Here is a 24140-nt window from a genome sequence, read left to right on the forward strand (position 1 = left end):
GTCCGTGACGCCCCGCTCCCTGACGCCCCAACCCCCCCGGCTCCATGCCGTGTGTTACGGGGGCGGAGACACCGCCCACAGCTGCGACCGCTTCGCCGTACGCCCGTCGCCGGAGGATTGGCCGCGCAGACGCCGGCCCAGCCAGGGGCCCAGATGCGCGGCGATCCAGCGGAGTTCGGCCGTCGCTGCCCGCCGGCCGGTGACGGCGGTGTACGGCGGCAGGGGTCGCGTCCACCCGTCGTCGGCGCCGGGGAGCTGGACGGCGTGGGCTGCGGCGGCAGCGAACCGTTCGTGGCCGAGAGGGCTCAGATGGAGCCGGTCCTCCGTCCAGACGCGCGGGTCGACGGCGAAAGCGTGCCCAGCGGTTTCGACGACCGGGACACCGTGGCGGGCGGCCGCCGCGCGAATGCCCGCGTTGAGGGCGTGCACACGGGGCCGCAGCGGCCGGGCGAGCGGCACGATCTTCCCGACATCGGGGAAAGTGACCGTCACCACGCGGGCCCCCGCAGCCGTGAGCGCTGCGAACATCGCCTCCAGGTGCCCGACCACCTCAACGGCGTCGAACCGTGGCCGCATCAGGTCGTTGACCCCGGCGACGACCGTCGCGAGGTCGGGGCGCAGCGCCAGGGCAGGCGCAAGCTGCTCGGCGCGGACCTGGCCAGCGAGGCGGCCCCGTACGGCGAGATTGGCGTACTGCAGGTGGGGGTTGACCGCCGCGAGATGTTCGGCGAGACGGTCCGCCCAGCCGCGCAGGCCGGTGGCGTCGTCGCCGTCGCCGAGGCCTTCGGTCTGGCTGTCACCGAGGGCGACGTAACGCTCGTACGGCAGGCCGGGCGCACGCGGCACGCCCGGCACCCCCGGCGCGTCCGGCACACGCTCAGCGCTCGACATGAGCCGCCCGCCTCTCGCGCAGTACGGCCGCGACGCGCATGCTCCACTCCCGGTTCTCCTGCTCCAGGGCCAGGCCCCGCAGGCAGGTGAGGTACGGGCCGATTCGTTCGCCCCGGCGCAGGAACTCCTCCTCGTCCAGCTCGCCGCGCATCTTGCGGAGCACCTTGCCGAAGAGCTCGATCTTGGCCTCGGCCACGGACGCCCGTTCCTCAAGCTGCTCGATCACCGGACCGGTGTCGACGGAATCGGCGGCCTGAACCTTGACCAACAGGTCGTCACGGATGAAAGACGGCTTCGACGAGGCGGCGGCGAAGGCGTCGAGCTCGGCGAGACCGGCGTCGGTGACGCGGAACAGCCGCTTGTTGGGCCGCGTCTCCTGGATCACTTGCCGCCCTGCGACCAGGCCCTCCTTCTCCAGCTTCGCCAGCTCGGCGTAGAGCTGCTGGGGCAGGGCGTGCCAGAAGTTGGCTACGCCGATGTCGAACGCCTTGGCGAGCTGGTACCCGCTGTACTCGCCTCGGCCACCACTGTCGCCGCCGGTGTCACCGGCGTCACTTCCGTCACCGACCAGCAGCGCGGCGAGTACCGCATGTCGCAATGCCATCGATGCGACCCCTTCCCTTTCGTAGCACTCCCCGCCATCATCATAGTCAAGAAAATGACTATTCAGATCGCTGACTATAAGAACGAGGTGAGGTCACGGCCATGACTATGGGAACCGCTACCGCCGATCGCTTCCGCGCCGCCGTGGAGAAGGGGGATCTCGGCGCCCTGGACGCCCTGTTCACCGACGACATCCGCCTCTACAGCCCGGTGAAGTTCCGCCCGTTCGAAGGCAAACCGTTGGTCATGGGACTCTTCGGCGTGCTGCTGCGCACCTTCGAGGACTTCCGTTACGTCGGCGAGTTCGCCGGCACGGCGGAGACCGGCGCGGATGGCACCGAGACGGCGTCGGCGGTCTTGCTCTTCCGTACGGTGGTGAACGGCAAGGCAATCCACGGCATCGACCTGCTGCACTTCGACGAAGCGGGCCTGGTCAAGGAGTTCACGGTGATGGTCCGCCCGCAGTCAGCGGTACTCGCACTAGGGGAAGCGGTGCTGGCAGGCCTCGTGGCGGACGGCCTGGTGGCAGCGCCGACCACACCGACCGCGTGACCGTGAGCCCTGCCTCTTGACCGGCGCGGTCGACGATCCGCGACTGATGCCGTCCTTGTCTTCGACGACGGGGTCCTCGACGACGGGCTACCCGGTCACCGGGCAACCGCCGCCCCCACCCGGATCGGCAACCGGGCACATTGCCGGCACATGCGGGCCGAGGCCGCCATGGCGGCGTGCGACGCGGCTGCGAGCGAGCCGGCCAGCGCGACCAGGGGCCAGTTCGTGGCCAGGAGCGAGGCGATGGCGAGCGCGAGGGTGGCGATCGCCATGGCCACGCTCGCGGTCGTACCAGCCCATGCGACCGCGAGCGGCAACCGGTGCGGCGTAGGCAGCCAGCGGGCGAGGGTGCCGGTGGCTGCCAGCCCGGCCGCGGCGAGCAGTGCGCCGACGCCCGCGACGCTGGCCAGGTGAACAGCCAGCAACTGGGCCGTACGCGGCACCATCCACTCCCCGCCGGGATCGGTGCTCCACACCAAGTACCAGCAGGCGATCAGGAACGGCGCGGTGAGTACGACGGCTCGGGCGGTGTGCCGGGCCTGGGCAATGGTCAGCTCCCGCTGACAGCTAGGCACGAGTTCGTCGGGACTTCCGAACTCCCGCACCGCTTGCCGGGCGGCTCGCTCGCGCGGCACTCCCTCGCGGGTGTACGCCGCGACCGTCTCCGCGAGGCCGTCGCGTACCTCCTCGATCATCCGGGCCTTGACTCGGGCCGGACCGCGCAGGGCGCCCGCCAAGGCCACGACGTAACCCTCGACAGGGTCGTCGAGTTCGGAGTCGGGATCCAGGACGAGGCCGCCGTCGAGGCCGCGATCGAGGCCGTCGTCGCGGTCGCGGTCGGCCGGCCGACTGGCGGCGTTCACGTGGCAGGCCGGGGCGGCGGCGCCGGGTTCAGGACAGAGCCGATCGCTGCCGTGAACTCGCGCCATGCCGTGCGCTCATTGGCGAGACTGTTCCGGCCGGCGTCGGTGAGCTCGTAGCAACGCCGTCGCCGTTCGCCGACGGAATCCCAACTGCTGCTCAGCAGCCCCAGCCGCTCCAGCCGGTTCAACGCCGGATAGATCGTGCCCGTACGCAGATCGAGCACGCCTCCGCTGCGTTGCTGGACCGCGGCGATGATCGCGTAGCCGTGCAGCGGGCCCGCTTCGAGCACGGCCAGCAGCAGCCCGTCCAGGTGTCCTCGTACCGCGTCTGCCCTCATAGGTAGGCAGCCTACCCAAAGACGCTGTAGGCATGGTACCTATTGGCAGCCAACATATAGCTGCCCGGCCCCGAGGAGCCCGCAGTGACCAAGCTGCTGCTGTCCATACATGTCCTGGCGGCGATCCTGGTGGTCGGACCGATCACCGTGGCCGCCTCGCTGTTCCCCCGCTACGCCCGGCAATCGGCAGCCGGCGGCGAGGAGCCTGACGACCGAGCCGCCGGGATCGCCGCGCTCCTGCACCGGATCTGCCGCGGCTACGCCATCGCCGGAGTCGCCGTCCCGGTCTTCGGGATCGCCACCGGCGCACAGCTCGGCGTCCTCACCGACGCCTGGCTGATCGCGTCGCTCGCCTTGACCGCGATCGCCGCGGCCGTCCTGGTCCTGGCCATCCTGCCCAGCCAACAGCGCCTGCTCGCGCCGCCCACGCCCCCGCCCCCGCACCCGGCGGGCCACGACGGGCGACCCCCCACGGTGACCCGGCTGACGATGCTCACAGGCATGTTCAACCTCCTGTGGGCGATCGTCGTCGTCCTGATGATCGTTCGCCCCGGCTCGACGACGGGAGCGTGAGCCCGTTGCGCGCGTTGCGGATCGCGGCCGGTGTCGAAGCGGCCTCCCTCGCGGCCCTGCTGCTCAACCTGCTCACCACGCACACGGAGGCGGTCAGTACGCTCGTCGGCCCCCTCCACGGCACCGCCTACCTCGTTGTCATCGCGACCACTTGGCCTGTCCCGGCCGCCGCCTCATCGGGCGCCCGATGGCTGGCCCTCGTCCCCGGAGTGGGCGGCCTGCTAGCCCTGCGGCGGATCCGCAGCCACCTTCGCCGCCCCCGCGACGCCATGACCTAACCCTCCGGCTGGAACGACGCCACCCGTGCGCCGAAGTCACCGGGGCAGGAAGGCCCAGGACTTGGTGCCGTGGTGGCGTGACTCCGGGCGTACTGCCGCCTCACCCACGCCCCAGTCGCCGCCCCAGTCGTCGACCACGGCCGCGAGCAGCCAGAGGGAACGCCGGCGCCGGTCCTCGCAGAGGATTACGGCGTCAGGGTCGACGTGGCGGGGGTGCTGGTCCCAGACGACCACGCGGAGCGCGTCGTTGCGGTGGCGGAGGGAGAGATAGAGGTCCTCCCCATGGGCCGACTTCGTCGCTGCGGCCACGAACTCAGTCGCGACGAGGAGGGCGGGCAGCCCGAAACGGTCCAGACCGTGGGCGCGCAGTGCGGAGGCCATCGCACCGCGCACGATGGCAGCGCTGCGGGGTACGCAGGGCACCGTAAGGCTGAGCGCGAGCCCACTGTCCGGGCGCCGAGGCAGGTACGGGCCGGGCTCGGGCCCCTGACCGTGCCCGGCGCCGGCCGGGCAGAGTGCGGTGCGGATGAATGGAAGCATCGTCGACTCCCTTGGTGGAGGGCAGGGCGTGTGGGTGTACGTGTGGCGTAGCGGTACGGGTGATGAGTGGTGGGCCTGTCTCCCTGACGCGGGACCGCCCCTCCCAGGGCAGGAGGTTGCGGGCAGAACCGCGCGATGCACTTCCAACTCACGTACGCGAGCCGTGCATTACTTACCGTAGGGCCGTCACGGCCTAATTTGGCCTTCCAATCCGCGAATTAAGCCCATCGTGGCTCTCTCGCACGCACAAGCGGCAGACTGCACCCGACGCACATCGAAGGGAGCGGCATGGCAGCGAGGACCTCGCCCACGGAGCGGCAGAAGCGACTGGGCGCCGAGCTGCGCAAAATGCGAACATCCGCAGGGATGTCAGCCGAGTTCGCGGCTGGGCTCCTGGCGATCGATCGCGGCAGGCTCTCGCACATCGAGACCGGCGTGCGTGCGATCGACGCCGACCGTGTGCGCACGTTGGCCTGCAACTGCAGCTGCACAGACAAGGAGTACGTCGACGCGCTGATCGAAATGGCCCAGCCCCGCCAGCGCGGCTGGTGGGAGCGGTACCGGGGCAGTCTGCCGGCCGGACTGCTGGACATCGCGGAACTGGAGGCCGGCGCCACTCGCATGCGTTCGGCCCACTCCGTGCACATCCCAGGCATGCTGCAAACGAGCGACCACGCCCTCGCCGTCTTCCGCGTCGTTGTCCCGCCCCTGCCGGAGCACGAAGTTGCGCTGAGGCTCGCACATCGCGTGGAACGTCAGCAGGTCCTGGAGGGTACTTCCCCACCCGAGTACGTCGGCATCGTCCACGAAGCCGCCTTGCGTATGCAGTTCGGCGGACGAAACGTGGCACGCGCCCAACTTCAACACCTACTGGCACTGTCGGAGCGGGACCACATCAGCTTGCTGGTCATCCCGTTCGCGGCCGGGGCCTTCCCAGGGGCCGGTCAAACGGTCAACTATGCCGAGGGGCCGGTTGCCCAACTGGACACAGTGCAGATCGACAGCACACACGGCCCGGAATTCCTCTATGCCGATGCCCAGTTGGCGAAGTACCGAGCACACCTCGACTGGATGGAACGGATCGCCCTGCCACCTGAAGCGTCACGGGACTTCATCCATGACATCGCACGACAGATCTGAGGAGGCCTCCATGCCGGACATCATGTGGGAAGAGCCGTTCTGCGGCGAGGGAGCCAGTTGCTTCCGTCTCGGTACCGACGCACAAGGCAACGGTTACATCGCCATCAACGGCGAGGAGGCGCACTACCTCACCGACAGCCACGAGGCGCTGCGCACCATGATCCGCGACATCAAGGCCGGCAAGGCGGACCACCTCTTGTAGTCATCGGCGGACCCGGTCGGCGTCGGCAACCAATTCGCCGACGCTGGCCGGGCTCAGCGAGCCATCCTCCCGCCAGGCTTCCCCGCTCGCTTCTCTCATGTGCCAGCTCATGTGCCAGCTCAGCTCTCAGTGCCCGACTCGGACACTTCGCCGCGCGGGAACGAGACCTCTACACGCCTGTTCTTCTTGCGGCCTTCCTCCGAGTCGTTATCGGCGATCGGATAGTCCTCGCTGTACCCGCGAATCTCGAACGTGACGGTGGAGTCAAGGGACTTGTTCAGTTCCTGCTGCACCGCGTCCGCTCGCTTCTTGGACAACACCTTGCCGTGCTCGTACGAGCCGAGGTCGTCCGTGAATCCGAAGACCCGGATCTTGGTCGCCTTCTGGGCGAGGATCTCGTCGGCAATGGCCTTGATACGGGACGCGGCCTCCGCGTTGAGCTTGGCACTGTCCTTGCCAAACAGCACCTCTGCCTGAAGCGCGAACTTCACGTCGGAGTTCGTGTCCTCGCGCCGCTCCTCGCCGCCGAGGTCTTCGACGACGGACTTGATGTCGATGACGCGGGCGGGGGCGAGGGTGGCCCCGTCGCCCAGTTTGAGGCCTGGTGAGTTGGAGTCGACTTCGGGGGGCGGCGATGACGTGGTGCTGCCGGGGGGTGCGCTGGGTTCGGGGTCGGCATGGGCGCTCGTCACGGACAGGCCCGTGAACAGCACCGCTGTGGCAAGAGTGGCTGCGGCGAGGTGCGCTGGGCGACTTCGGGAGAGGGTGAAGGACATGGGGTCACTCGCCATCGGAGATCTCGATGGTCGCCACGGGCATGTCAGCGATTTGGAAGTCAACCTTGACGGTTTCCGCCGGGGGGGCAGGGAACTGGGCGTACCACGTCTTCTCCTCGTTCTCCTTGAAGCCGCCGGAGAACTGAGTGCACAAGCAGCGCCCATCGGTGTCGCGAAGAATGAGGTACTTCTTCTTCCCAACCTGGTCCACCAAGGAAGCGCCAGCCATGGAAGCAGCGTTGCCGGAGAGCTCCTTTTCGTTTCCCCTCCAAGAAGTGGGGTTCCAGAACTTCCCACTACCGTTCTTCATTTTGCCGGAGATCGTGAGGAAGCCTCCCTCGTCCCGCACCGCTGAGTTGACAATGAGAGTGGTGTTGTTTCCGCCACCAGTCACCTCAGCCAAGACAGTCTCTTCAACCGGGCCCGGTGACTCCTCGTCCCTGGGCTTCTCCTTTCCCTTCCCGCCGGAGTCAGCGGGCGTCGAAGACGAGCCCGCATTGGGCTTGTCGCCCTCGTCCCCGCCGCAACCGGCCACCGTGAGGACCAAGCCAGTCGTGATCGCCACCGCGGTCAGTGCCCTTCGGGCCTTCATGGCGTGCCGCATGCTCATCGCTTACTCTTCCTTTTCTTTACGTTCGCTCGTCACTCGGCCAGATGAACGGAGAACAGGTCCTTCGGGTACGGCAAGTCAGCTTCGACGAAGTCTTTAGGGTCGATTTCCCAGAGCCCGCTACCCTCGCAGTCAATCTCGATCAGCTTCGCCGGGTCGCTGCCGCCCACCATCTCGCATCGGGGCTCGATCACAGCAGTGGCGTCGGCCTTGGCGCGTGTGTTCTCCGTATCCGGGATGACAGAGTCACCCACCGTGAAGCGGGTCTCGATCCTGGCCGTAAATGCGGGGTAACCGTTGACCTCGGTGAGTTCGACCGGACCATCAAGGTTCGAGTCGTTTTCACCAGCGAGCTGCGCCGCAGCAGCCTCATATCCGCCGCCGAAGTCCCCCTCGGCCATCAACCACCTCGGCCATGCAACGGGATCACCCAGGTGCTCGAAGAAACCGTCGGTCAGCTCGTCCCGTGCATCCTGAGCCGCAGCGAGTGCTGCCGCGTCAGCGGCCGACTGGCCGGCATTGCGGGCAACAGCCGCCTGAGCGAAGGCAAAGTACGCGAACGCAAGAAAGAGCAGACCCCCCACCACCACGACGTACATGGGGAGGGTCTGCCCTCGGTCCTGCCGAAACCTGCCAGACGTCAGCCGCCGGTGATGTCGTCCACGGCATCGCCGATAGCCGTCGAAATTGTCTCGTCCAAGTTCAGCTCCCGAACCGCCACCACGATCAGCGCGATCACAACCACCAAACCCGCGTACTCCACGACACTCGCGCCCTCGTCCGCCCGCTTCTGCATGCGGGACACGACCGTGTTCCGCCAGTTCGTGATCGCGAGCTGGGTCTTCGTGGCGGTCTTGAGCGCGATGTCCTTCGACATGGGGTACCCCTCCGAGTTGGGCCGACGTGTGTGTCTCGACACGAGCAACGTACGTCGGAACAGGGGTCCCGCCAGAGGGCCCGTGGGCCCAACTCTGGGCCCAATAGCCGGATTGGGCCCGGCACAGCACTGCACTCGTCCGCTCAGCCATGACTGGTCGTCCCCCTCGCCGATCCCAGCCACAACGCGATCGCCTCGCTCCTGCTCGCGCTGTGAAGTTTCGCGAAGATGCGGTTGATGTGGTTTTTGACGGTCTTCTCACTGATGAAACAGGTGGCGGCGATCTGCTGGTTGCTCATCCCTGACGCGATCAGGTCCATGACCTCCACCTCCCTCGCACTCAGCCCGAAGTCCTGCGTACTGCGCCCCCGCCGACCCGGTGGCCGACCAGTTGAATACTGTGCCATGTCCGATTGCATCTGCGAAGAGTTTTCGCTCAGTCGTCCCGAATCCAAGACATCTGGCCCGCTATTGGGCTCCCGCGAAGCGTGTGCACTCGCATCGCCCGCCCCCGCGTGGCCAGGAATCCGACTCGCGCCCGTGTACGGCGCACCCGTGGCGTACACCGTGCCGAGCCCCTCCGGAAGCTCCGTCCCCGCCCCGGCCGGGGCAGCGCCGCCACCACCGCGCATATGGGCCAGCAGCGCGTCCTGCGCCGACGCCGTGAAGTGGGCGCGGCCCTCCTTGATGTCCCGTACCGCGCCGACCAGTTGCTCTGCCGTGAACTCGCCGTGCACCAGGTAGCCGCCCGCGCCGAGCCGCAACGCCTCGCGCACGATCTCGCTCTCGCGGCTGTACGTCAGCATCATCACCGGCGCCACCTGGACCAGGTACGGCAGCGCGGAGATGCCGTCGACGCCCGGCATCCGGACGTCCAGCAGCACGACATCCGGGCGGTAGTGCTGAGCCGCGGCCAGTGCCTGGCGGCCGTCGGCCGCCTCGGCGACGATCTCCACGTCGTCGCGGCCCCCGAGCAGGACGGTGAGGCCTGCCCGTACGACCGGATTGTCGTCGGCGATGAGGACGCGCAGGAGGGACGGCGGACCGAAGGGTTCCAGGGGGAGGGAAGGGTCGGGGAATGCCGCCGCCGGCGGGGGAACGCGGATCCCGGCGGGGGTGTGTTCCGAGCGGGGTTCGACCGTGTGCGACGACGTGTGCTGGGACACGTGGGACGGCGACGACACGGACTGACGGGGCCCGGAGCTGTACGAGCTTTCGTCCGGCATGGTGCGGCCTCCTCTCGGGAGAGTGAGTGGGGACGGAGTGACGGGGGACGGTGACTGGGGACGGTGTGGGCGGGCGGTCGTTGGCGGCTCAGTTCGTCAGGCGGCGTGTCGACGGTGGCAGCGGTGGAAGCGGTGGCAATGCCGGCAGGGGCTGTCGCGGCTGAGAGCCTGTCGCGCCCGCCGGTACCAGCGCCGCCGTCGGGAGTTCCAGGCGTACTTCAGTGCCTCCCGCGCTGCGGCCCCGGCCGATGCGGATACGAGCACCGATACCGGCCGCCCGCTCGACCATCCCCACCAGCCCGAAGTGGCCGGCCTTGCGCAGGTCGTCGAGGCTGATGCCGGCGGGCAGGCCCCGGCCGTCGTCGAGCACGCTGATGCGCAGTACGCCGTCCACCAGGCCGCACTCCACCGTCACGCGGGAGGCGTGGGCGTGGCGGTGGCTGTTCTCCATGGCCTCCGTGGCGATCGTCAGGAGGTGGCGCGCGATCGCATGGGGAACGGTCACCGGCACGGGAGAGGGGGCGGGAGACAAGGCCGGGGACGGCGACCCACCCAGCGGCGACAGCGGCGTCCCGCCCGCCACCCGAAACGCCGTCGCGATCCCCGTCCGGTGGCCGAAGTCCGCCAGCCGCGCCGCGAGTTCGTCCGCGACCAGCACTCCGCCGGTGTCGTAGTCCGCCTGTCGGCGCAGGTCGGACAGGATCTCGCGGGACTCCGCCGCCGCCCGCCGCGCCGAGCGCGCGACCATGCCCGCCTGGTGCTTGACGGTCAGCGGGTCCATCCGGTCGGCGGACTGCGCCAGCCCCTCCGCCGCCATCGCGACGCCGTGCAGGGTCTTGGCGACCGAATCATGCATCTCCCTGGCCAGGCGTGCCCGCTCACCCTCCACCGCGTCCGTGACCGCGAGCCTGGCATTGGCCTCGGAAAGCGCCTGCGTGGCCGCCCCGAAGCGGAACATCAGGTTCCGCAATGTCACGCCGATGATTCCGGCCGCCACGCAGAAACCGCTTATCAGCAGCGTGCTGGCCGGGCTCGCCATCCGCTGCGCCCACGCCGTGTAGGCCGCCGCCAGCAGCAGGATCTGGATCGCGGTGAAGATGCCAGCGCCCCGCCAGCCGTACAGCAGGCCCGCGAGGAGCGGCGTACAGACGGTGGCGTAGCCGAGGGCCGAGTCCGGTGAGGCCGTCAGCAGCAGGACGGAACCGAAGAGCACGTCGACGCCCATCAGCGTGCGGTACTTGATGAGCAGCGGGCCGAACACCTCCCAGTCCCGCAGCATCGCGTACGAGCCCACGAAGCTGAACACCACGGCACCGCCGACCAGCCAGCCCCCGACCTGCCCCTCGGCCCTGGCGAGCGCGAAGGGTGCCCCGAGCGCGATCATGGCGAGGCGGAAGCCGAAGACCTGGCGGCACAGCGCCTGGAGGGCGTTGATCTGGATCGGGATGCTCGGTGCCGGTACGTCGTCGGCCAGGGCGGACGCGGGGGGCATGTCCGGGGCGGCCACACCGCCTTGCAGCGCCGGCCCGCCACTGTGCGAAGACCGGGGGCGGGAGCGGAACCCATGCCGCAGCCCATCCCCCGGCCCGCGCCCCAGCCCGCGCCGCAGCCCATGCCCCAGCGCCTGCCCGAGCCCCTGACCGAGCCGGATCGTCGGAAGCGACACCATGGCCGTCAGCCGCCGAAGACCGAGCCGAAGTCGGTCTCCGACCCCAGGAACATGTTGGCCACGATGAGAAGCAGCGTGGCCGGGACCATGAACGCGAGCGTGACCACCGTCGTCTTGGGGATGGCCTTGGCGGCGCGCCGCCGGGAGTTCTGGGCATCGGTGCGGCGCATGTCGTTGGCGATCTGGATCAGGGTGTCGGCGATCGGAGCGCCGAGTTCCTCGCCCTGCTGGAGCGCCGTCACGAACTGGGAGACCTGTTCGGACTCGTTGCGCCGGCGCAGTTCGTCGAAGGCCTGGCGCCGGCTCACGCCCATGTCCATCTGGCGCAGGGTGATGCGTACCTCGTCGGCCCATGGGCCTTCGTACTTCTCCGAGACGCGGTCCAGGGCCTGCCGGAAGCCGAGGCCCGCGCTGACGACGACGGCGAGTACGTCGAGGAAGTCGGGCAGGGTCCGCTCGATGACGTCCTTGCGTTCACGGATGGCCTGCCAGATGGTGACGTCGGCCGCGAACCACCCGTAGGCGATGCAGAAGACGCCGAAGAGCGGCAGGTCCTTCATCAGAAGTACGAGCGCCGAGAAGCCGCCGAACAGGCCGTACACGGCGCGGCGCGCGGCGTACCGGTCGACGGTGAGGCCGCCGGGGTTGCCCGCCATGTCGATCTTGCGGCGCTTCTTGTCGACGAGCCTCGGCCCCATGATGCGAAGGACGGTCGGGGCGAAGCGCATGCCGAGGCGGTCGACCGCCGATTCCGTCCCCGAGACGCGCGAGGCGCCGATCTCCAGGGCGACGGCCAGGTCGCCGGGGATCTTGGCCTCGGCGCGGTACATCCTGATGCCCTGGAACACGCCCGCGACGCTCAGAGCGACCACCAGCGCGAGAAGCAGTCCCATGCCGGACACCTCCTGTTTCAGCTCGTACGGGCGATTCGGGTTTCAGGGGCGGGCGGGCTCAGACGTCGATCTTGCCCAGGCGGCGCATCGCTATGAAGCCGAGCGCGTAGAGACCTATGGCCACGATCACGACGATCTGGCCGACCGGGGTGCCCGTCATCCGTGCCATGGAGCCCGGAGTGACGGAGTTCAGCATGATCATCGCGCCGAGGCCGAGCAGCGGGATGGTGTACGCGGTGGCATTGACCTCGGCCAGCATGGTGCGAACCTCGCGACGCGTCTCCTTGCGCTCCTCCAGCGTCTCGGTGAGGTTGCGGAGCGATCCGACGACCGTGCCGCCGGCCCGGTTGGAGAGCACCAGGGTCGTGACCAGGACGACGAGTTCGCGCGACGGCAGGCGTTCGGCCAGCTCTCCCAGGGCGTCGTCGATGGACCGGCCGACCGCCAACTGGTTCGCCACGCCCGCCAGTTCCTCGCCCGCCGGTGCTTCCAGCTCCTCGGCCGCCATGCTCAGCGCGGTACGGAGGGCCAGTCCGGCGGCCGTCGCGTTGGCGAGTATGCGGGACAGGTCGGGAAGCTGGTTGATGAAGGCCTCGATCCGCTTCTGCCGCTGCCAGTTGAGGAACGCGCTGCCGCCCCAGACGGCGACCAGACCGGCGACGGGGCCGAAGAAGGGCGCCAGTACCGAGGCGGCGATCAGCCAGAGGGCGGCCACGCCGACGACCACGTAGACGAAGAACTCGCCCGCTGTCAGGTCGAGTCCGGTGGCCGAGAGGCGTACGTGGATCCTCTTGCCGAGAGCGGTCTTCCGCAGCCGCCGGTCGACCCCCCGGAAGCGCCGCTGCCTGCCCACGGCGTGCGGGCCCGTGATGGCCAGGCGGTCGACGATCGCGGCACGCTGGGCCTTGCCCGAGACGTACGTGTGAAGCCCGGCGACACCCAGGGCGCCGCAGAGCAGCGTGCTGCCGATCGCCAGCATTGCGGGATTGTTCATCGCGTACCTACTGGGCCTCTCGTACGTAGAGCGGATTGAGCGGGTCGAGCGGATCGTCGGGGTCCGTCACGCCGAACGCGGGCGGGATCGGCTCGTTCGCCAGGTGGAGCCGGTCCGCGATACGGCGTGGCAGCCCCAGATGTTCGAACCGGCCGTGGACGACGCGGTCCGCGCTCATCGGCTGGGCGGCGAAGCGCGAGACGGTCGCGATCTGGAACCGCTCCCGGCCGTGGGACACCAGAATCGCGATCTCGCTGATCTTGCGGGAGCCGTCCGCCATGCGCGCCAACTGGACCAGGACGTCGACGGCGCTGTTGATCTGGTCCCTGAGCGCCTCGAACGGAATCTCGACCTCCGACATCGAGCCGAGCGTCTGGAGGCGCATCAGGGCGTCCTCGGCGCTGTTGGCGTGGACGGTGGCGAGCGATCCGTCGTGGCCGGTCGACATCGCCTGGAGCATGTCGAGCGTCTCGCCGCCACGCACCTCACCGACGATGATGCGGTCGGGGCGCATGCGCAGGGAGTTGCGTACGAGATCACGGATCGTGATCTGCCCCTTGCCCTCGACGTTGGCCGGGCGGGTCTCCAGGCGGATGACGTGCGCCTGCTGGAGCTGGAGCTCGGCGGCGTCCTCGACGGTGATGATGCGCTCGTGGTCGGGGATGAGACCGGAGAGCGCGTTGAGGAGCGTGGTCTTGCCGCTGCCCGTACCGCCGGACACGATGACGTTGAAACGGGCGCGCACGAGGGCCGACAGGAGCATCAGCATCTGCTCGTCGAGCGTCCCGAGTTCGATCAGTTCCTGGAGGCGGTACGCGCGCGGGAAGCGGCGGATCGTGAGCGTCGGGCCGGTCAGGGACAGCGGCGGGATGATGACGTTGACGCGCTCGCCGGACGGGAGACGGGCGTCGACCATCGGATTCGACTCGTCTACACGGCGGTTGACGGTCGAGACGATGCGTTCGATGGTCTGCATGAGCTGCTCGTTGGACGCGAAGCGCATGGGGAGCTGCTCGACCCGGCCGGCGCGCTCGACGAAGATCGAGTCGGGGCCGTTCACCATGATCTCGGTGATGGACGCGTCTTCGAGGAGCGGTTCCAGTACGCCGAGTCCGAGCGCCTCGTCGACGACGCGGCGGATGAGCTGGGAGCGCTCGGCGGTGGAGAGGACGGGCCCCTCGCGGCTGATGATGTGGGCGAGTACGCGCTCCAGCCGGGCCCGCCGCTCGGCGGCCGCGAGCGAGGACATCTCCGCGAGGTCGATCTCCTCAAGCAGCTTGGTGCGGTAGGTGGCGACCAGGTGGCCGTCCTCCCGCCCTCCCGCGTGCTCGTCGGGGGCGGTGATGCGTGCCCGCAGACTCATGTGCGTGACTCCTTGTTGGTGCGGATCGCTGGTGCGGACCTCTCGTGGGGCCTCTCGTGGGGACGTTCCGTGCGGACCTCTCGTGCTGACCTCTCGTGCGGACCTCTCGTGGGGGCTCTCGTGGGGCCTTCCGTACGAAAGTGGGGCGGTTACGGCTCTTCCTCGTCGGCGGGCATCGTCACCGAACGCTCGACCTCGCCGAAGCCGTCCATGCCGGGGACGACCGAAGGGATGGACACCACGGCCGTCGCGGTGACGTTGGAGCCGCCGCCCACATTGATGTCCGTACGTCCGGCCAGCCAGTTGCTCATGGCCGCCTTGCCCGTGGCCGCTCCCTGCCCCCGCAGCTCCTCCTGCGCCTCCGTACGCGCCGCCGCCCGCGCCGCCGTGCCCGCCTGGGAGGCGGCGTAACCGACGATGCCGAGCTGGATGCCGGCCATGGCGACGATCAGCAGAATGGGCAGGAAGCCGGCGAACTCCAGAATGGCCGCGCCCCGGTCCCGCTCCCGGCCGTTGATCCGGCGGCGTAAGACATTCATTGCCCGTCCCCTTCCAGCGCGGCGCCCGCCTTGCCGTCCACGTCCCACGGTTAGCTGCCGGCGCCGGGGAACAGGATCGGGGTGCTCAGACCCACATCGGCCTTCCACAGGTTGCCCTCCTGCCCACAGTCGATCCCGGTGGCGTCCTCCTGCCACGACGACGGCAGGTGCTCCTCGGCAGCGGCCACACATGCCGCCTGCGGGTCATCACCGCGCGTCGCCGCCGCCGTTGCCGCCCGCGCCCCCTCGTCCGCCGCGTTGCCCGCCAGCGAGAACGTGTAGCCGAACAGCACCGCCTGCCACATCGCAATCATCACGAAGAGGATCAGTGGCGCCATCCCCGCGAGCTCGACCGTCACCGCCCCCCGGTCCCGGTCCTTGCCCCGCCCCAGGAACCCGATCGCGCCCCGGTCGCTCCGCAGCAGCTTCCCGCCGCCCTTGCTTCCCGCGCCCGCCGCCGGCTTCACCAGCCCCAGCTCGCCCGCCAGCGCCCACAGCGCCTGCCTGACCGTGCCCCGGCTGTCCAGGTCCTGCATCCGGCCGGCGTCCGTCGCCGCCTGGAGCTCCTTGAAGCTGGCCGGGATCGCGGCCCGCGCGACCTTCGTGCCCGTGATCCGCTCCACCAGCGGCGGCTGGATCTCCGTGTTGCGGTTGTGGCGGTTGACGACGGTGGTCGTCTCCTCCGCCTTACGGATCTGGAGGCGGTCCCACATCCGCACCATGCGCTTGGCCGCCCGTACCGCCACCACGTCCGGCGTGACGACGAGCAGCGCCTGATCCGCCATCTCGACGGCGGCGGCGTTCGCGCTGTTCATCTGCGTACCGCAGTCGACGACCACGACCTCGTAACGGTTGCGGAGCGCGCTCACCACCTGCCGCGCCACCCGGTCGGTGACCTCCTCGCCCCGCTCCCCCTCGGCCGGTGCCAGCACCAGGCTGACGCCCGTGGGGTGGGAGAAGACGGCGTCCTGGAGTACGCGCGGCGAGATGTCGGCGATGCCGGCCAGGTCGACGATCGAGCGGCGGAACTGCACGTCCAGGTACGACGCCACGTCCCCCGACTGCAGGTCCAGGTCCACCAGCGCCACCGAACGCCCCGACGCCTTCGCCGCCAGAGCGAGCTGTACGGCGACAACCGTGGCCCCCGTGCCCCCCTTCGCGCCGGTCACCGTCACCACCGTGCCACCCGGCCCCGTGAAGACGTCCGGCCCCGAGCCCAGGTGGCGGCGTACGCCCGTGGACCAGGAGGCGGCGCCCTGCACGCGGGCCGCCAGCTCCTCGTAACCGAGCGGCAGTCCGACCAGGCCCCGCGCGCCCGAGTCCATGGCGGCGGTGAAGAGCGCGGGGCCGGTGTCGGCGGTGACGAGCACGACGCCGACCGCCGGGAAGCGAAGAGCCACCTCCCTGATCAGCTCCAGCGCGGGCACGGGCCCGATGCGCTCGTGCACGAGGACCACCTCGGGCAGCTCGTCGAGCGATTCGCCCGCGAGCCGCGCGAGGGTGTCGAGGAGCGAGGTGGAGTCGGTGACGGGCGCGGCCGGTTCCGCGTCGGGGAGCTGGCTGAGGAGAGTGGTGATGGCGCGGGCGGCGTCAGGATCGCCGACCGCCGGGAGGATACGAGTCGTCATACGCCGGTCCTCACTTGTCCCCGTCGAGGGTGTACTCACGGTCGCGCGGCGAGATGGTGGTGTCGCTGCCGTCGGCCACGAGGGCCAGGCGCACATGCTCGGCGAAGGACTCTGCGTACGCCACGCGCTGGGCATCGAGCGTGTTCAGAGCGAAAGTGATCGGTACGGCGTCCTTGGCCCGCCGGCTGCGGTCGTTGCTGCCGGGCTCCAGGGCCGTGATCTTGCCTACGTCGAGCACACGGGCGCCGGAGACGATCACCTGGGACTTGTTCGGCTGCCCTTCGTCCTCGCCCTCGAAGGTCGCGTAGATATTCACTCTCGAACCGGGGTTGATCTTGCCCGCCACCCCGGTGGCCGCATCGATCATGATCGCGATTTCCTGCTCGCCCGAACCGAGTTCGGGTTTCTTCACGATCATGTCGCTCTGGAGGAGGGAGCCCTTCTGGAGCTGGGTGACCGCGATCTTGCCCCGTACCTCTGCGATGTCGGTTACGGCATTGGCGGAAAGCCATCGCTTCGGCATCGAGATCTTCTCGAACTGCCCCGCGTCGAGCTGTTTGTACGGCGCCACGTCGTTCTTGAGCCGGTACGCCGCGACTTCCGGGCCCACTTTCGAGTTCACATCGCTGATCACCGAAAGCACGCCGGCGAACGCCCCGAAGGCGCAGAGAACCGACAGGAGCAGCAGGATGATGCCGCGGCGCTGACGTGAGTTCATGGAAACGGGCTACCTCGATCAGAACGTCGGATCAACGGACAGTGAGCGGGGTGGTGCGCGGTGCGGCTCGGGGGGCTCGGGTGCGGCGCGTGCATGAGGCGGTGGAACGGTGGAACTGCCGTGCTGCTTGAGGGATATGGTGCCCCGCACGGCGCTACGGCGACCCCTGGTTCAAGACACCGGCCGCGCGGGATTGGTTCTCCGGCGGGGTGAGGGGGGCCGAGCAGAACCCGCAGCGGTCACCGATGAGTTCGATGCCGCACCAGTGGCACTTCTCCCGCCGTACGGACGCCACGAGTTGGTAGAGCACGGAGATGTCCGGCAGAAAGGCGGCGAACTCGATCATTTTCGCCGTCCCCCACCAGCGCGGGGAGTCGGCGGGCAGTCCGGTTTCCTGTACGCCGGAAACCTGCCAGGCGGGGGCGAGCGTCGCGGTGACCCAGTCGGAGACGAGGGTCCCTTTGCCGACGAGGAGTTGGGTGGCGAATTCGGGCCCGCTGAGCCCGGCGCCGGCCCCGGAACCACCGCCCACACCTCCACCGGCCCCCGCACCCGTCCCACTGCTGCTGATTTTGATCAACTGCGGATCGGGATTGGCCAGTACGCCGAACTGCGAACCCGGCATCCAGGATTTCGCGTGCGACTTGAGACTGACCGGCACCCGGTCCAGCTTCGTGACCGAGTTGAGCAGCGCGCCCGCGTAGATGTAGTGCGACAGCAGCCGAGCCGCCGACGCGACGACGCCGGCGCTGAAGTCGCAGATGGACAACTGCCGGAGCTGGCGCACGAGTACGGCGATGCCCAGCGGCGGAAGGTCCAGCTTCAGCAACGCCAGCCGGTCCGTCTCCAGCATGGAGCGGATGGTGTGGAGGCGGCGTTCATGGGCGGTGGCGATCGATGCGGGGTAGACGGCAACGACGTACCCGTACCGCTCCAGCATGACGTTCATGCCGACGAGCGCGGCTTCGAGCGGCTGGGCGTCCGGGGCCTGGAGAAGGGCGGCGGTCGGAGTCTGCTGATCGGTGGGCGGCAACACCAAGTCGGCACTGGTGACTGCGATCGCGGTCGGCACGTTGGTTTCCCCGTTCACTCCGTACGCCGCTGCTCCCGGCGTCCGCAGATCGATGCTGCTCCGTCGTGCTGCACCAGCACTTTATCCACGGCCTACGTGGCGGAGAACACTTTTCGTTTTTCTCATGCGCAGCCGTGGCCGGCCGGGGCCGAAGTGGGTCGCTCGCGGGTGAGCACGCCAACGGGCGGGCGCGGCAGGGGCGGCGCGTCAGCGACAGCGCGCACCATGGCTGCCGCCGGCCCAGTAGAATGGCTGGCGGCTAGCGGCCGTTGCTGAATGGTATAAGCGGAGGTTTTAGGTGCCTCTGGGCGTTTCGCCCATGTGGGTTCGAATCCCATCGGCCGCACAGCATCGAAGGGCGCCCCGGTTGACGGGGCGCCCTTCCTCGTACCTCAGCCCAGCAGTTCCCGCACCACCGGCACCAGCGCCCGGAACGCCTTGCCGCGGTGGCTGATGGCGTTCTTCTCCGCCGGGGTCAGTTCCGCGCAGGTCACCGCGTAGCCGTCGGGCTGGAGGATGGGGTCGTAGCCGAAGCCGTTCGTGCCGGCCGGGGTGTGGCGCAGGGTGCCCTGGAGGCGGCCTTCGACCACGTGTTCCGTGCCGTCGGGGAGGGCCAGGGCCGCCGCGCAGGCGAAGTGTGCCGCGCGGTGCGGGGCGTCGATGTCCGCAAGCTGGGCCAGCAGGAGGTTGAGGTTCGCCGCGTCGTCGCCGTGGGTGCCCGACCAGCGGGCCGAGAAGATGCCGGGGGCGCCGCCCAGCACGTCGACCGCGAGGCCCGAGTCGTCGGCCACGGCGGGGAGGCCGGTGGCCCGCGCCATGGCGTGGGCCTTGAGGAGGGCGTTCTCGGCGAAGGTGACGCCGGTTTCCTTGACGTCGGGGATCTCGGGGTACGCGTCCGCGCCGACGAGGTCGTGGTGGAGACCTGCGTCGGCGAGGATCGCGTGCAGCTCGGTGATTTTCCCGGCGTTGCGGGTGGCGAGGATCAGGCGGGTCATGCCCCCAGTATCTACGGGCTTACGGAGTGCAGACCTTGCCGATCTCGGCGGCGGCGTCGGTGACGGGCCCGATGTCAGGGGTCTCGTCGCCCTTCTCGACGGCGGTGCGGACGTTGTCGACGGCCTTGTTCATGTCGTCGACGGCCTTCGACAGGTCCGCGTTGTCCGTCGTGTCCTCCAGGCTCGTCAGTTCCTTGTCGATGTTGTCGAGGGCCTCGGTGAGCTGCGTGGGGTCGTCGGCCGCGGTGGACACGGCCGTGGACAGCTTGTCGACGCTGGCGGCGATGGCCTCGGCGGTCTTCACGCAGTCCATCGCCTTGTCGAGGGCTCCGCAGCCGGCCAGGCCGGTGAGCGTGACGGCGGTGACGACGGCGAGTGCGATACGGCTGCTGTGACGGCTACGGCGACTGCGCATGGAGCGGGTCCTCCCCCAGGTACACGGATGTCGGTGTACGGATACGGGCGTGCGGTGTGCGTGTGCGGTCTTCGGGTGTGCGGACGGGCGTACGGTTCGGCCCGTACGCCCGTGCCGCGAAAGACGCACAAGTGGGCGTCCGCGGTTGCTCGCGGGCCGTCGGGGTCAGAGCGAGCCGTCCAGCGCCTTCACCTGGATCGCGGTGAGGTCGGCGCAGCCGCCGCTCGCGAGGTCGAGGAGCGCGTTCAGTTCCTTGCGGTCGAACGGTTCCGCCTCCGCCGTACCCTGGACCTCGACGAAGCGGCCGTCGCCGGTGCAGACGACGTTCATGTCGGTCTCGGCGCGGACGTCTTCCTCGTAGCAGAGGTCGAGGAGCGGGACTCCGCCGACGATGCCGACGCTGACGGCGGCGACGGTGCCGATGAGCGGCTTGCGCCCGGCCTTGACGATCTTCTTGGTCTGAGCCCAGGCGACGGCGTCGGCGAGGGCGACGTACGCGCCGGTGACGGCTGCGGTGCGGGTGCCGCCGTCGGCCTGGAGTACGTCGCAGTCCAGGACGATGGTGTTCTCGCCGAGGGCCTTGTAGTCGATGACGGCGCGCAGCGAGCGGCCGATGAGGCGGCTGATCTCGTGCGTACGGCCGCCGATCTTGCCGCGTACGGATTCGCGGTCGCCGCGGGTGTTGGTGGAGCGGGGCAGCATGGAGTACTCGGCGGTGACCCAGCCTTCGCCGCTGCCCTTGCGCCAGCGCGGGACGCCTTCGGTGACGGAGGCGGTGCAGAAGACCTTGGTGTCACCGAAGGAGATGAGGACGGAGCCCTCGGCGTGCTTGCTCCATCCGCGTTCGATGGTGACCGGGCGGAGCTGTTCGGGAGTGCGGCCGTCGATTCGAGACATGGAGTCGAGCGTAGCCGCCGGACGGGCACATGCGTGAGGGGCCCGTTCCGGTTCGAGCTTCCGCGCGATTCCGCGAGTTTCCGGATGGGGCCCCTCACGACCGAGTCATGGGCGACTCACATCATGTCTTCGATGTCCGCGGCGATGGGGTCGGCGTCGGTGCCGATGACGACCTGGATCGCGGTGCCCATCTTGACGACGCCGTGGGCGCCGGCGGCCTTGAGGGCGACCTCGTCGACGAGGTCGGGGTTGTGGACCTCAGTGCGCAGGCGGGTGATGCAGCCTTCGATCTCGTCGATGTTGTCGATACCGCCGAGCCCGGCGACGATCTTCTCAGCCTTGCTGGCCATGTCTTTCTCCCTGTTGTCAAAGCGCGAAGCTCGGCCCACCGTGGCCGCTTTGCCACGGTAACTCACGGTTGGCCCAACTTCGCGGGCGAGTAACCGCCCTGTACCGAATGATGGCGATCACCGGTGCCCTGTCTTCCGGCCGAGCTCCGGACCGTACCGCAACTGGTCTACACCAGTTTGCTACGCCCGCCAAACCTAGGTGGTTCCGGGAGGACGCCGATGAGTTCGAACAGCGGGGCCGTGCCGCGGAAGAAGTGGTGGAGTGGTCTGTTCCAGGGGCTGCAGAAGATGGGACGCAGCCTCCAGCTCCCGATCGCCGTACTGCCTGCCGCCGGCATCCTGAACCGCCTCGGTCAGCCGGACGTCTTCGGCGATGAGGGTCTGGGCTGGACGAACGTCGCCAAGGTGATGGCGGGGGCCGGTGGCGCGCTGCTCGACTCTTCGCTGGGGCTTCCGCTGCTGTTCGCGGTGGGGGTGGCGATCGGCATGGCCAGGAAGTCGGACGGTTCGACGGCGCTCGCCGCGGTGGCCGGCTTTCTTGTCTACTACGCGGTGCTGCGTCAGTTTCCGGTGGACTGCCCGCCGGGCACCATGACCGTCACGGGCGGCTGCCTCGCCGGTGACGACACCTTCACGGCGGCGACGTACCAGAATCCGGGGGTCTTCGGCGGCATCGTCATGGGCCTGCTGGCGGCGTGGTTCTGGCAGCGTTTCCACCGGGTGAAGCTGGTCGACTGGCTCGGCTTCTTCAACGGCCGCCGGCTCGTCCCGATCATCATGGCGTTCGTCGCGATCGCTTTCGCCGCGCTCTGTCTGTGGGTATGGCCGCCGGTCGGTGACGCGCTGACGAGCTTCAGCAGGTGGCTGGTGGACGCGGGGTCGTGGGGCGCGGGCATCTTCGGCGTCGCGAACCGCGCGCTGCTCGTGGTGGGCCTGCACCAGTTCCTGAACGTCTTCGTGTGGTTCCAGTTCGGTGATTACACGAAGCCCGACGGCACCGTCGTGCACGGTGACATCAACCGCTTCCTGGCGGGTGACCCGACGGCCGGCCAGTTCCTCACCGGCTTCTTCCCGATCATGATGTTCGCGCTCCCGGCCGCCGCGCTCGCCATCGCGCACACGGCGAAGCCGCATCGCCGGAAGGCGGTGAGCGGCATGATGCTGTCGGTCGGTCTGACGTCGCTCGTCACGGGCATCACCGAGCCGATCGAGTACTCGTTCCTCTTTATCGCGCCGCTGCTGTACGTGGTCCACGCCCTGCTGACCGGTGTCTCGATGGCCGTGACGTGGGAGCTGGGAGTGAAGGACGGTTTCAGCTTCTCGGCCGGGCTGATCGACTACGTCATCAACTGGAGTCTCGCGACGAAACCCTGGTTGATCATTCCGATCGGTCTGGCCTTCGCGGTCGTCTATTACGCGATCTTCCGCTTCGCGATCGTCAAGTTCAATCTGCCGACTCCGGGGCGGGAACCGGAGGAGGTCGCGGAAGAGATCGAGCGGGACGTAACCAAATAGGCGCAGACAAGCCCCCAAGGCACCCAAGGCATCCAAGACACCACCCAAGGCACCAGGACATCCAAGACATCGAAGGCGCCAAGGCCCTCGGACGAGCCCGGTCCGGGGGTCTTTCGCCCTGCCTGTGGGGTCCTGTGGCGGTGTGTCCTTGAGCACGGGAATCGCGGGTTCCTTATCCGTCCTTCACCGTGCTAAAACTGGTCTACACCACTGGAGTGGTGTAGACCACGTGGCGAGCGAGTGAGTGCGCCGCGTCATTCGAAGACGCCGCCGTCCCCCATTTCCCCCTGGCGGCGCCTTGCCCCTTGGAGGAAATGATGTCCACGGACAGCGCCGCCGCCCCCGCGGCCGCCAAGAAGAAGGGCTCCGGCGCGATGGCTGTCATGCAGCGCATCGGCCGCAGCCTCATGCTGCCGGTCGCCGTGCTGCCCGCAGCGGCGCTCCTGGTCCGGCTCGGCAACACCGACATGTTCGGCCACGAGTCGTTCCCCACGTTCATAACCAAGATCGCCGGCTACATGGCCGCGGGTGGTGGCGCCATCCTCGACAACATGGCGCTGCTGTTCGCCGTGGGCATCGCCATCGGCTTCGCGAAGAAGTCGGACGGCTCGACCGCGCTCGCGGCCGTCACCGGTTACCTGGTCTTCAAGAACGTCCTGGCCACCTTCACCGACTCCAACCTGCCCAAGGTGGCGAAGGTCGTCGAGGGCAAGATCGTCATGACAGAGGCGCCGGTCGACGCCAAGGTGCTCGGCGGTGTCGTCATGGGCATCGTCGTCGCCCTCCTCTACCAGAAGTTCTACCGGAAGAAGCTGCCGGACTGGCTGGGCTTCTTCGGCGGCCGCCGCCTCGTCCCGATCCTCTCCGCCTTCGCGGGCCTCGTCGTCGGCATCGTCTTCGGTTTCGTCTGGCCGGTACTCGGCACGGCTCTGCACAACTTCGGTGAGTGGCTGGTCGGCTCCGGGGCGGTCGGCGCCGGAATCTTTGGTGTCGCCAACCGTGCGCTGATCCCGGTCGGCATGCACCACCTGCTGAACTCGTTCCCGTGGTTCCAGGCCGGTACGTACGAGGGCAAGAGCGGCGACATCGCCCGCTTCCTGGCGGGTGACCCGTCCGCCGGGCAGTTCATGACCGGCTTCTTCCCGATCATGATGTTCGCGCTCCCGGCCGCCTGCCTCGCGATCGTGCACTGCGCCCGCCCCGAGCGCCGCAAGGCCGTCGGCGGCATGATGCTGTCCCTGGCACTGACCTCCTTCTTCACCGGCGTGACCGAGCCGATCGAGTTCACGTTCATGTTCATCGCCCCGGTGCTGTACGGGATCCACGCGGTACTGACCGGTGTCTCCATGGCCCTGACATGGGGCCTGGGCATGAAGGACGGCTTCGGCTTCTCGGCCGGCGCGATCGACTTCGGCCTGAACATCGGCATCGCGACGAAACCGTGGATGCTGCTGCTGGTCGGTCTGTGCTTCGCGGCGGTCTACTACGTGGTCTTCCGCTTCGCGATCACCAAGTTCAACCTTCCGACGCCGGGCCGTGAGTCCGACGAGGAGATCGCCGAGCTGCAGAAGGCGGAGGCGAAGTAGCCGCGCGGTTCGCGCAGCACAGAGGAGGGCCCCCGGA

General features: G+C 68.8%; 29 protein-coding genes and 1 tRNA gene. 8 read left to right on the forward strand and 22 right to left on the reverse strand.

Annotation, left to right across the window (positions count from 1 at the left end; genetic code table 11):
- Positions 1-54 precede the first annotated feature (54 nt).
- Together G412_RS0116810 and G412_RS0116815 are read right to left on the reverse strand one after the other, a co-directional pair.
- Entirely contained in the window at positions 55-891 is an 837-nt protein-coding gene (locus tag G412_RS0116810; protein ID WP_078607067.1) for an SGNH/GDSL hydrolase family protein, read from the reverse strand.
- A complete protein-coding gene (locus tag G412_RS0116815; protein ID WP_028813106.1) occupies positions 878-1495 on the reverse strand; it encodes a PadR family transcriptional regulator in 618 nt (205 codons plus the stop codon). The genes G412_RS0116810 and G412_RS0116815 overlap by 14 nt, the downstream gene beginning before the upstream one ends.
- A gap of 107 nt (positions 1496-1602) precedes the next feature.
- On the opposite strand from G412_RS0116815, the gene G412_RS0116820 reads away from it, so the two are divergent.
- Positions 1603-2046, forward strand: a complete 444-nt coding sequence (locus G412_RS0116820) for a nuclear transport factor 2 family protein (RefSeq protein ID WP_028813107.1) — start codon at positions 1603-1605, stop codon at positions 2044-2046.
- Positions 2047-2141: 95 nt separating this feature from the next.
- Here the strand turns inward: G412_RS0116820 and G412_RS0116825 are convergent, their stop codons facing one another.
- A complete protein-coding gene (locus G412_RS0116825; RefSeq protein ID WP_028813108.1) occupies positions 2142-2834 on the reverse strand; it encodes a permease prefix domain 1-containing protein in 693 nt (230 codons plus the stop codon).
- A 71-nt stretch (positions 2835-2905) separates the two neighbouring features.
- On the reverse strand, positions 2906-3247 hold the full coding sequence (locus G412_RS0116830) for a PadR family transcriptional regulator (protein WP_028813109.1): 342 nt from the start codon (positions 3245-3247) through the stop codon (positions 2906-2908).
- Positions 3248-3331: 84 nt separating this feature from the next.
- Between G412_RS0116830 and G412_RS0116835 the strand changes: the two genes are divergently transcribed.
- Complete coding sequence (locus G412_RS0116835) at positions 3332-3820, forward strand: hypothetical protein (RefSeq protein ID WP_028813110.1); 489 nt, start codon at positions 3332-3334, stop codon at positions 3818-3820.
- A gap of 5 nt (positions 3821-3825) precedes the next feature.
- A complete protein-coding gene (locus G412_RS34790) occupies positions 3826-4098 on the forward strand; it encodes a hypothetical protein (protein ID WP_037649093.1) in 273 nt (90 codons plus the stop codon).
- A gap of 36 nt (positions 4099-4134) precedes the next feature.
- Here G412_RS34790 and G412_RS34795 read toward each other — a convergent pair whose 3' ends face one another.
- The gene (locus G412_RS34795; protein ID WP_051338419.1) at positions 4135-4638 is read right to left on the reverse strand and encodes an ATP-binding protein; all 504 of its coding nucleotides are present in this window, start codon (positions 4636-4638) and stop codon (positions 4135-4137) included.
- 288 nt (positions 4639-4926) lie between these two features.
- On the opposite strand from G412_RS34795, the gene G412_RS0116850 reads away from it, so the two are divergent.
- Both G412_RS0116850 and G412_RS0116855 read left to right on the forward strand, forming a co-directional pair.
- Positions 4927-5778 (forward strand): helix-turn-helix domain-containing protein, encoded by an 852-nt coding sequence (locus G412_RS0116850; protein WP_028813111.1) that lies wholly within the window; start codon positions 4927-4929, stop codon positions 5776-5778.
- A 10-nt stretch (positions 5779-5788) separates the two neighbouring features.
- A complete protein-coding gene (locus G412_RS0116855) occupies positions 5789-5980 on the forward strand; it encodes a hypothetical protein (protein WP_028813112.1) in 192 nt (63 codons plus the stop codon).
- A 119-nt stretch (positions 5981-6099) separates the two neighbouring features.
- Here the strand turns inward: G412_RS0116855 and G412_RS0116860 are convergent, their stop codons facing one another.
- The 13 genes from G412_RS0116860 to G412_RS0116920 all read right to left on the reverse strand — a co-directional run bounded on the left by G412_RS0116860 (position 6100) and on the right by G412_RS0116920 (position 18345).
- Positions 6100-6756 (reverse strand): OmpA family protein, encoded by a 657-nt coding sequence (locus tag G412_RS0116860; protein ID WP_028813113.1) that lies wholly within the window; start codon positions 6754-6756, stop codon positions 6100-6102.
- Between the two features lie 4 nt (positions 6757-6760).
- Positions 6761-7366 (reverse strand): hypothetical protein, encoded by a 606-nt coding sequence (locus G412_RS40930; RefSeq protein ID WP_028813114.1) that lies wholly within the window; start codon positions 7364-7366, stop codon positions 6761-6763.
- Positions 7367-7398: 32 nt separating this feature from the next.
- A complete protein-coding gene (locus G412_RS0116870; protein WP_037649040.1) occupies positions 7399-7965 on the reverse strand; it encodes a hypothetical protein in 567 nt (188 codons plus the stop codon).
- Positions 7966-8006: 41 nt separating this feature from the next.
- A complete protein-coding gene (locus tag G412_RS34800; protein ID WP_037649042.1) occupies positions 8007-8243 on the reverse strand; it encodes a hypothetical protein in 237 nt (78 codons plus the stop codon).
- Positions 8244-8386: 143 nt separating this feature from the next.
- Positions 8387-9469, reverse strand: coding sequence for a response regulator transcription factor (locus G412_RS0116880; protein WP_028813117.1), 1083 nt, complete (start codon positions 9467-9469; stop codon positions 8387-8389).
- 88 nt (positions 9470-9557) lie between these two features.
- Positions 9558-10961 (reverse strand): sensor histidine kinase, encoded by a 1404-nt coding sequence (locus G412_RS34805; protein ID WP_244283052.1) that lies wholly within the window; start codon positions 10959-10961, stop codon positions 9558-9560.
- A gap of 182 nt (positions 10962-11143) precedes the next feature.
- Complete coding sequence (locus tag G412_RS0116890) at positions 11144-12031, reverse strand: DUF5936 domain-containing protein (protein ID WP_037649043.1); 888 nt, start codon at positions 12029-12031, stop codon at positions 11144-11146.
- Positions 12032-12089: 58 nt separating this feature from the next.
- Positions 12090-13025, reverse strand: a complete 936-nt coding sequence (locus G412_RS0116895; protein ID WP_028813119.1) for a type II secretion system F family protein — start codon at positions 13023-13025, stop codon at positions 12090-12092.
- A 7-nt stretch (positions 13026-13032) separates the two neighbouring features.
- On the reverse strand, positions 13033-14388 hold the full coding sequence (locus tag G412_RS0116900) for a TadA family conjugal transfer-associated ATPase (RefSeq protein WP_028813120.1): 1356 nt from the start codon (positions 14386-14388) through the stop codon (positions 13033-13035).
- 149 nt (positions 14389-14537) lie between these two features.
- Positions 14538-14927 carry a TadE family protein gene (locus G412_RS0116905; RefSeq protein ID WP_037649045.1) on the reverse strand — a complete coding sequence of 130 codons (390 nt, stop codon included), beginning with the start codon at positions 14925-14927 and terminating at the stop codon, positions 14538-14540.
- A gap of 50 nt (positions 14928-14977) precedes the next feature.
- Positions 14978-16555: a CpaE/TadZ family protein gene (locus G412_RS34810; protein ID WP_051338420.1), complete on the reverse strand. Its 1578-nt coding sequence runs from the start codon at positions 16553-16555 to the stop codon at positions 14978-14980.
- Positions 16556-16565: 10 nt separating this feature from the next.
- Complete coding sequence (cpaB, locus tag G412_RS0116915; RefSeq protein ID WP_028813122.1) at positions 16566-17273, reverse strand: Flp pilus assembly protein CpaB; 708 nt, start codon at positions 17271-17273, stop codon at positions 16566-16568.
- A gap of 154 nt (positions 17274-17427) precedes the next feature.
- On the reverse strand, positions 17428-18345 hold the full coding sequence (locus G412_RS0116920; protein ID WP_028813123.1) for a hypothetical protein: 918 nt from the start codon (positions 18343-18345) through the stop codon (positions 17428-17430).
- 262 nt (positions 18346-18607) lie between these two features.
- Here G412_RS0116920 and G412_RS0116925 point away from each other — a divergent pair.
- Positions 18608-18691: transfer RNA gene (locus G412_RS0116925), tRNA-Leu, on the forward strand.
- Positions 18692-18737: 46 nt separating this feature from the next.
- Here G412_RS0116925 and rdgB read toward each other — a convergent pair.
- From rdgB to G412_RS0116945, 4 genes are all read right to left on the reverse strand, one after another.
- The gene (gene rdgB / locus G412_RS0116930; RefSeq protein WP_028813124.1) at positions 18738-19340 is read right to left on the reverse strand and encodes an RdgB/HAM1 family non-canonical purine NTP pyrophosphatase; all 603 of its coding nucleotides are present in this window, start codon (positions 19338-19340) and stop codon (positions 18738-18740) included.
- A gap of 19 nt (positions 19341-19359) precedes the next feature.
- Positions 19360-19755, reverse strand: a complete 396-nt coding sequence (locus G412_RS0116935; RefSeq protein WP_028813125.1) for a hypothetical protein — start codon at positions 19753-19755, stop codon at positions 19360-19362.
- A gap of 165 nt (positions 19756-19920) precedes the next feature.
- A complete protein-coding gene (rph, locus tag G412_RS0116940) occupies positions 19921-20652 on the reverse strand; it encodes a ribonuclease PH (RefSeq protein WP_028813126.1) in 732 nt (243 codons plus the stop codon).
- 116 nt (positions 20653-20768) lie between these two features.
- A complete protein-coding gene (locus tag G412_RS0116945) occupies positions 20769-21002 on the reverse strand; it encodes a PTS sugar transporter subunit IIB (RefSeq protein WP_028813127.1) in 234 nt (77 codons plus the stop codon).
- 219 nt (positions 21003-21221) lie between these two features.
- Here G412_RS0116945 and G412_RS0116950 point away from each other — a divergent pair, with 219 nt between their 5' ends.
- Together G412_RS0116950 and G412_RS0116955 are read left to right on the forward strand one after the other, a co-directional pair.
- Positions 21222-22517 carry a PTS transporter subunit EIIC gene (locus G412_RS0116950; RefSeq protein ID WP_028813128.1) on the forward strand — a complete coding sequence of 432 codons (1296 nt, stop codon included), beginning with the start codon at positions 21222-21224 and terminating at the stop codon, positions 22515-22517.
- Between the two features lie 317 nt (positions 22518-22834).
- The gene (locus G412_RS0116955) at positions 22835-24103 is read left to right on the forward strand and encodes a PTS transporter subunit EIIC (protein ID WP_028813129.1); all 1269 of its coding nucleotides are present in this window, start codon (positions 22835-22837) and stop codon (positions 24101-24103) included.
- The last annotated feature ends 37 nt before the right edge of the window (positions 24104-24140 follow it).

Source organism: Streptomyces flavidovirens DSM 40150 (genome assembly GCF_000429085.1).
GTDB lineage: Bacteria > Actinomycetota > Actinomycetes > Streptomycetales > Streptomycetaceae > Streptomyces > Streptomyces flavidovirens.

Bases quoted from the DNA above. Each gene is read 5' to 3' on its own strand.
- G412_RS0116810 (WP_078607067.1), bottom strand. From the start codon at position 891: ATGTCGAGCGCTGAGCGTGTGCCGGACGCGCCGGGGGTGCCGGGCGTG.
- G412_RS0116815 (WP_028813106.1), bottom strand. From the start codon at position 1,495: ATGGCATTGCGACATGCGGTACTCGCCGCGCTGCTGGTCGGTGACGGA.
- G412_RS0116820 (WP_028813107.1), top strand. From the start codon at position 1,603: ATGGGAACCGCTACCGCCGATCGCTTCCGCGCCGCCGTGGAGAAGGGG.
- G412_RS0116830 (WP_028813109.1), bottom strand. From the start codon at position 3,247: ATGAGGGCAGACGCGGTACGAGGACACCTGGACGGGCTGCTGCTGGCC.
- G412_RS34795 (WP_051338419.1), bottom strand. From the start codon at position 4,638: ATGCTTCCATTCATCCGCACCGCACTCTGCCCGGCCGGCGCCGGGCAC.
- G412_RS0116850 (WP_028813111.1), top strand. From the start codon at position 4,927: ATGGCAGCGAGGACCTCGCCCACGGAGCGGCAGAAGCGACTGGGCGCC.
- G412_RS0116855 (WP_028813112.1), top strand. From the start codon at position 5,789: ATGCCGGACATCATGTGGGAAGAGCCGTTCTGCGGCGAGGGAGCCAGT.
- G412_RS0116860 (WP_028813113.1), bottom strand. From the start codon at position 6,756: ATGTCCTTCACCCTCTCCCGAAGTCGCCCAGCGCACCTCGCCGCAGCC.
- G412_RS40930 (WP_028813114.1), bottom strand. From the start codon at position 7,366: ATGAGCATGCGGCACGCCATGAAGGCCCGAAGGGCACTGACCGCGGTG.
- G412_RS0116870 (WP_037649040.1), bottom strand. From the start codon at position 7,965: ATGTACGTCGTGGTGGTGGGGGGTCTGCTCTTTCTTGCGTTCGCGTAC.
- G412_RS34800 (WP_037649042.1), bottom strand. From the start codon at position 8,243: ATGTCGAAGGACATCGCGCTCAAGACCGCCACGAAGACCCAGCTCGCG.
- G412_RS0116880 (WP_028813117.1), bottom strand. From the start codon at position 9,469: ATGCCGGACGAAAGCTCGTACAGCTCCGGGCCCCGTCAGTCCGTGTCG.
- G412_RS34805 (WP_244283052.1), bottom strand. From the start codon at position 10,961: ATGCCCCCCGCGTCCGCCCTGGCCGACGACGTACCGGCACCGAGCATC.
- G412_RS0116890 (WP_037649043.1), bottom strand. From the start codon at position 12,031: ATGGGACTGCTTCTCGCGCTGGTGGTCGCTCTGAGCGTCGCGGGCGTG.
- G412_RS0116895 (WP_028813119.1), bottom strand. From the start codon at position 13,025: ATGAACAATCCCGCAATGCTGGCGATCGGCAGCACGCTGCTCTGCGGC.
- G412_RS0116900 (WP_028813120.1), bottom strand. From the start codon at position 14,388: ATGAGTCTGCGGGCACGCATCACCGCCCCCGACGAGCACGCGGGAGGG.
- G412_RS0116905 (WP_037649045.1), bottom strand. From the start codon at position 14,927: ATGAATGTCTTACGCCGCCGGATCAACGGCCGGGAGCGGGACCGGGGC.
- G412_RS34810 (WP_051338420.1), bottom strand. From the start codon at position 16,555: ATGACGACTCGTATCCTCCCGGCGGTCGGCGATCCTGACGCCGCCCGC.
- cpaB (WP_028813122.1), bottom strand. From the start codon at position 17,273: ATGAACTCACGTCAGCGCCGCGGCATCATCCTGCTGCTCCTGTCGGTT.
- rdgB (WP_028813124.1), bottom strand. From the start codon at position 19,340: ATGACCCGCCTGATCCTCGCCACCCGCAACGCCGGGAAAATCACCGAG.
- G412_RS0116935 (WP_028813125.1), bottom strand. From the start codon at position 19,755: ATGCGCAGTCGCCGTAGCCGTCACAGCAGCCGTATCGCACTCGCCGTC.
- rph (WP_028813126.1), bottom strand. From the start codon at position 20,652: ATGTCTCGAATCGACGGCCGCACTCCCGAACAGCTCCGCCCGGTCACC.
- G412_RS0116945 (WP_028813127.1), bottom strand. From the start codon at position 21,002: ATGGCCAGCAAGGCTGAGAAGATCGTCGCCGGGCTCGGCGGTATCGAC.
- G412_RS0116950 (WP_028813128.1), top strand. From the start codon at position 21,222: ATGAGTTCGAACAGCGGGGCCGTGCCGCGGAAGAAGTGGTGGAGTGGT.
- G412_RS0116955 (WP_028813129.1), top strand. From the start codon at position 22,835: ATGTCCACGGACAGCGCCGCCGCCCCCGCGGCCGCCAAGAAGAAGGGC.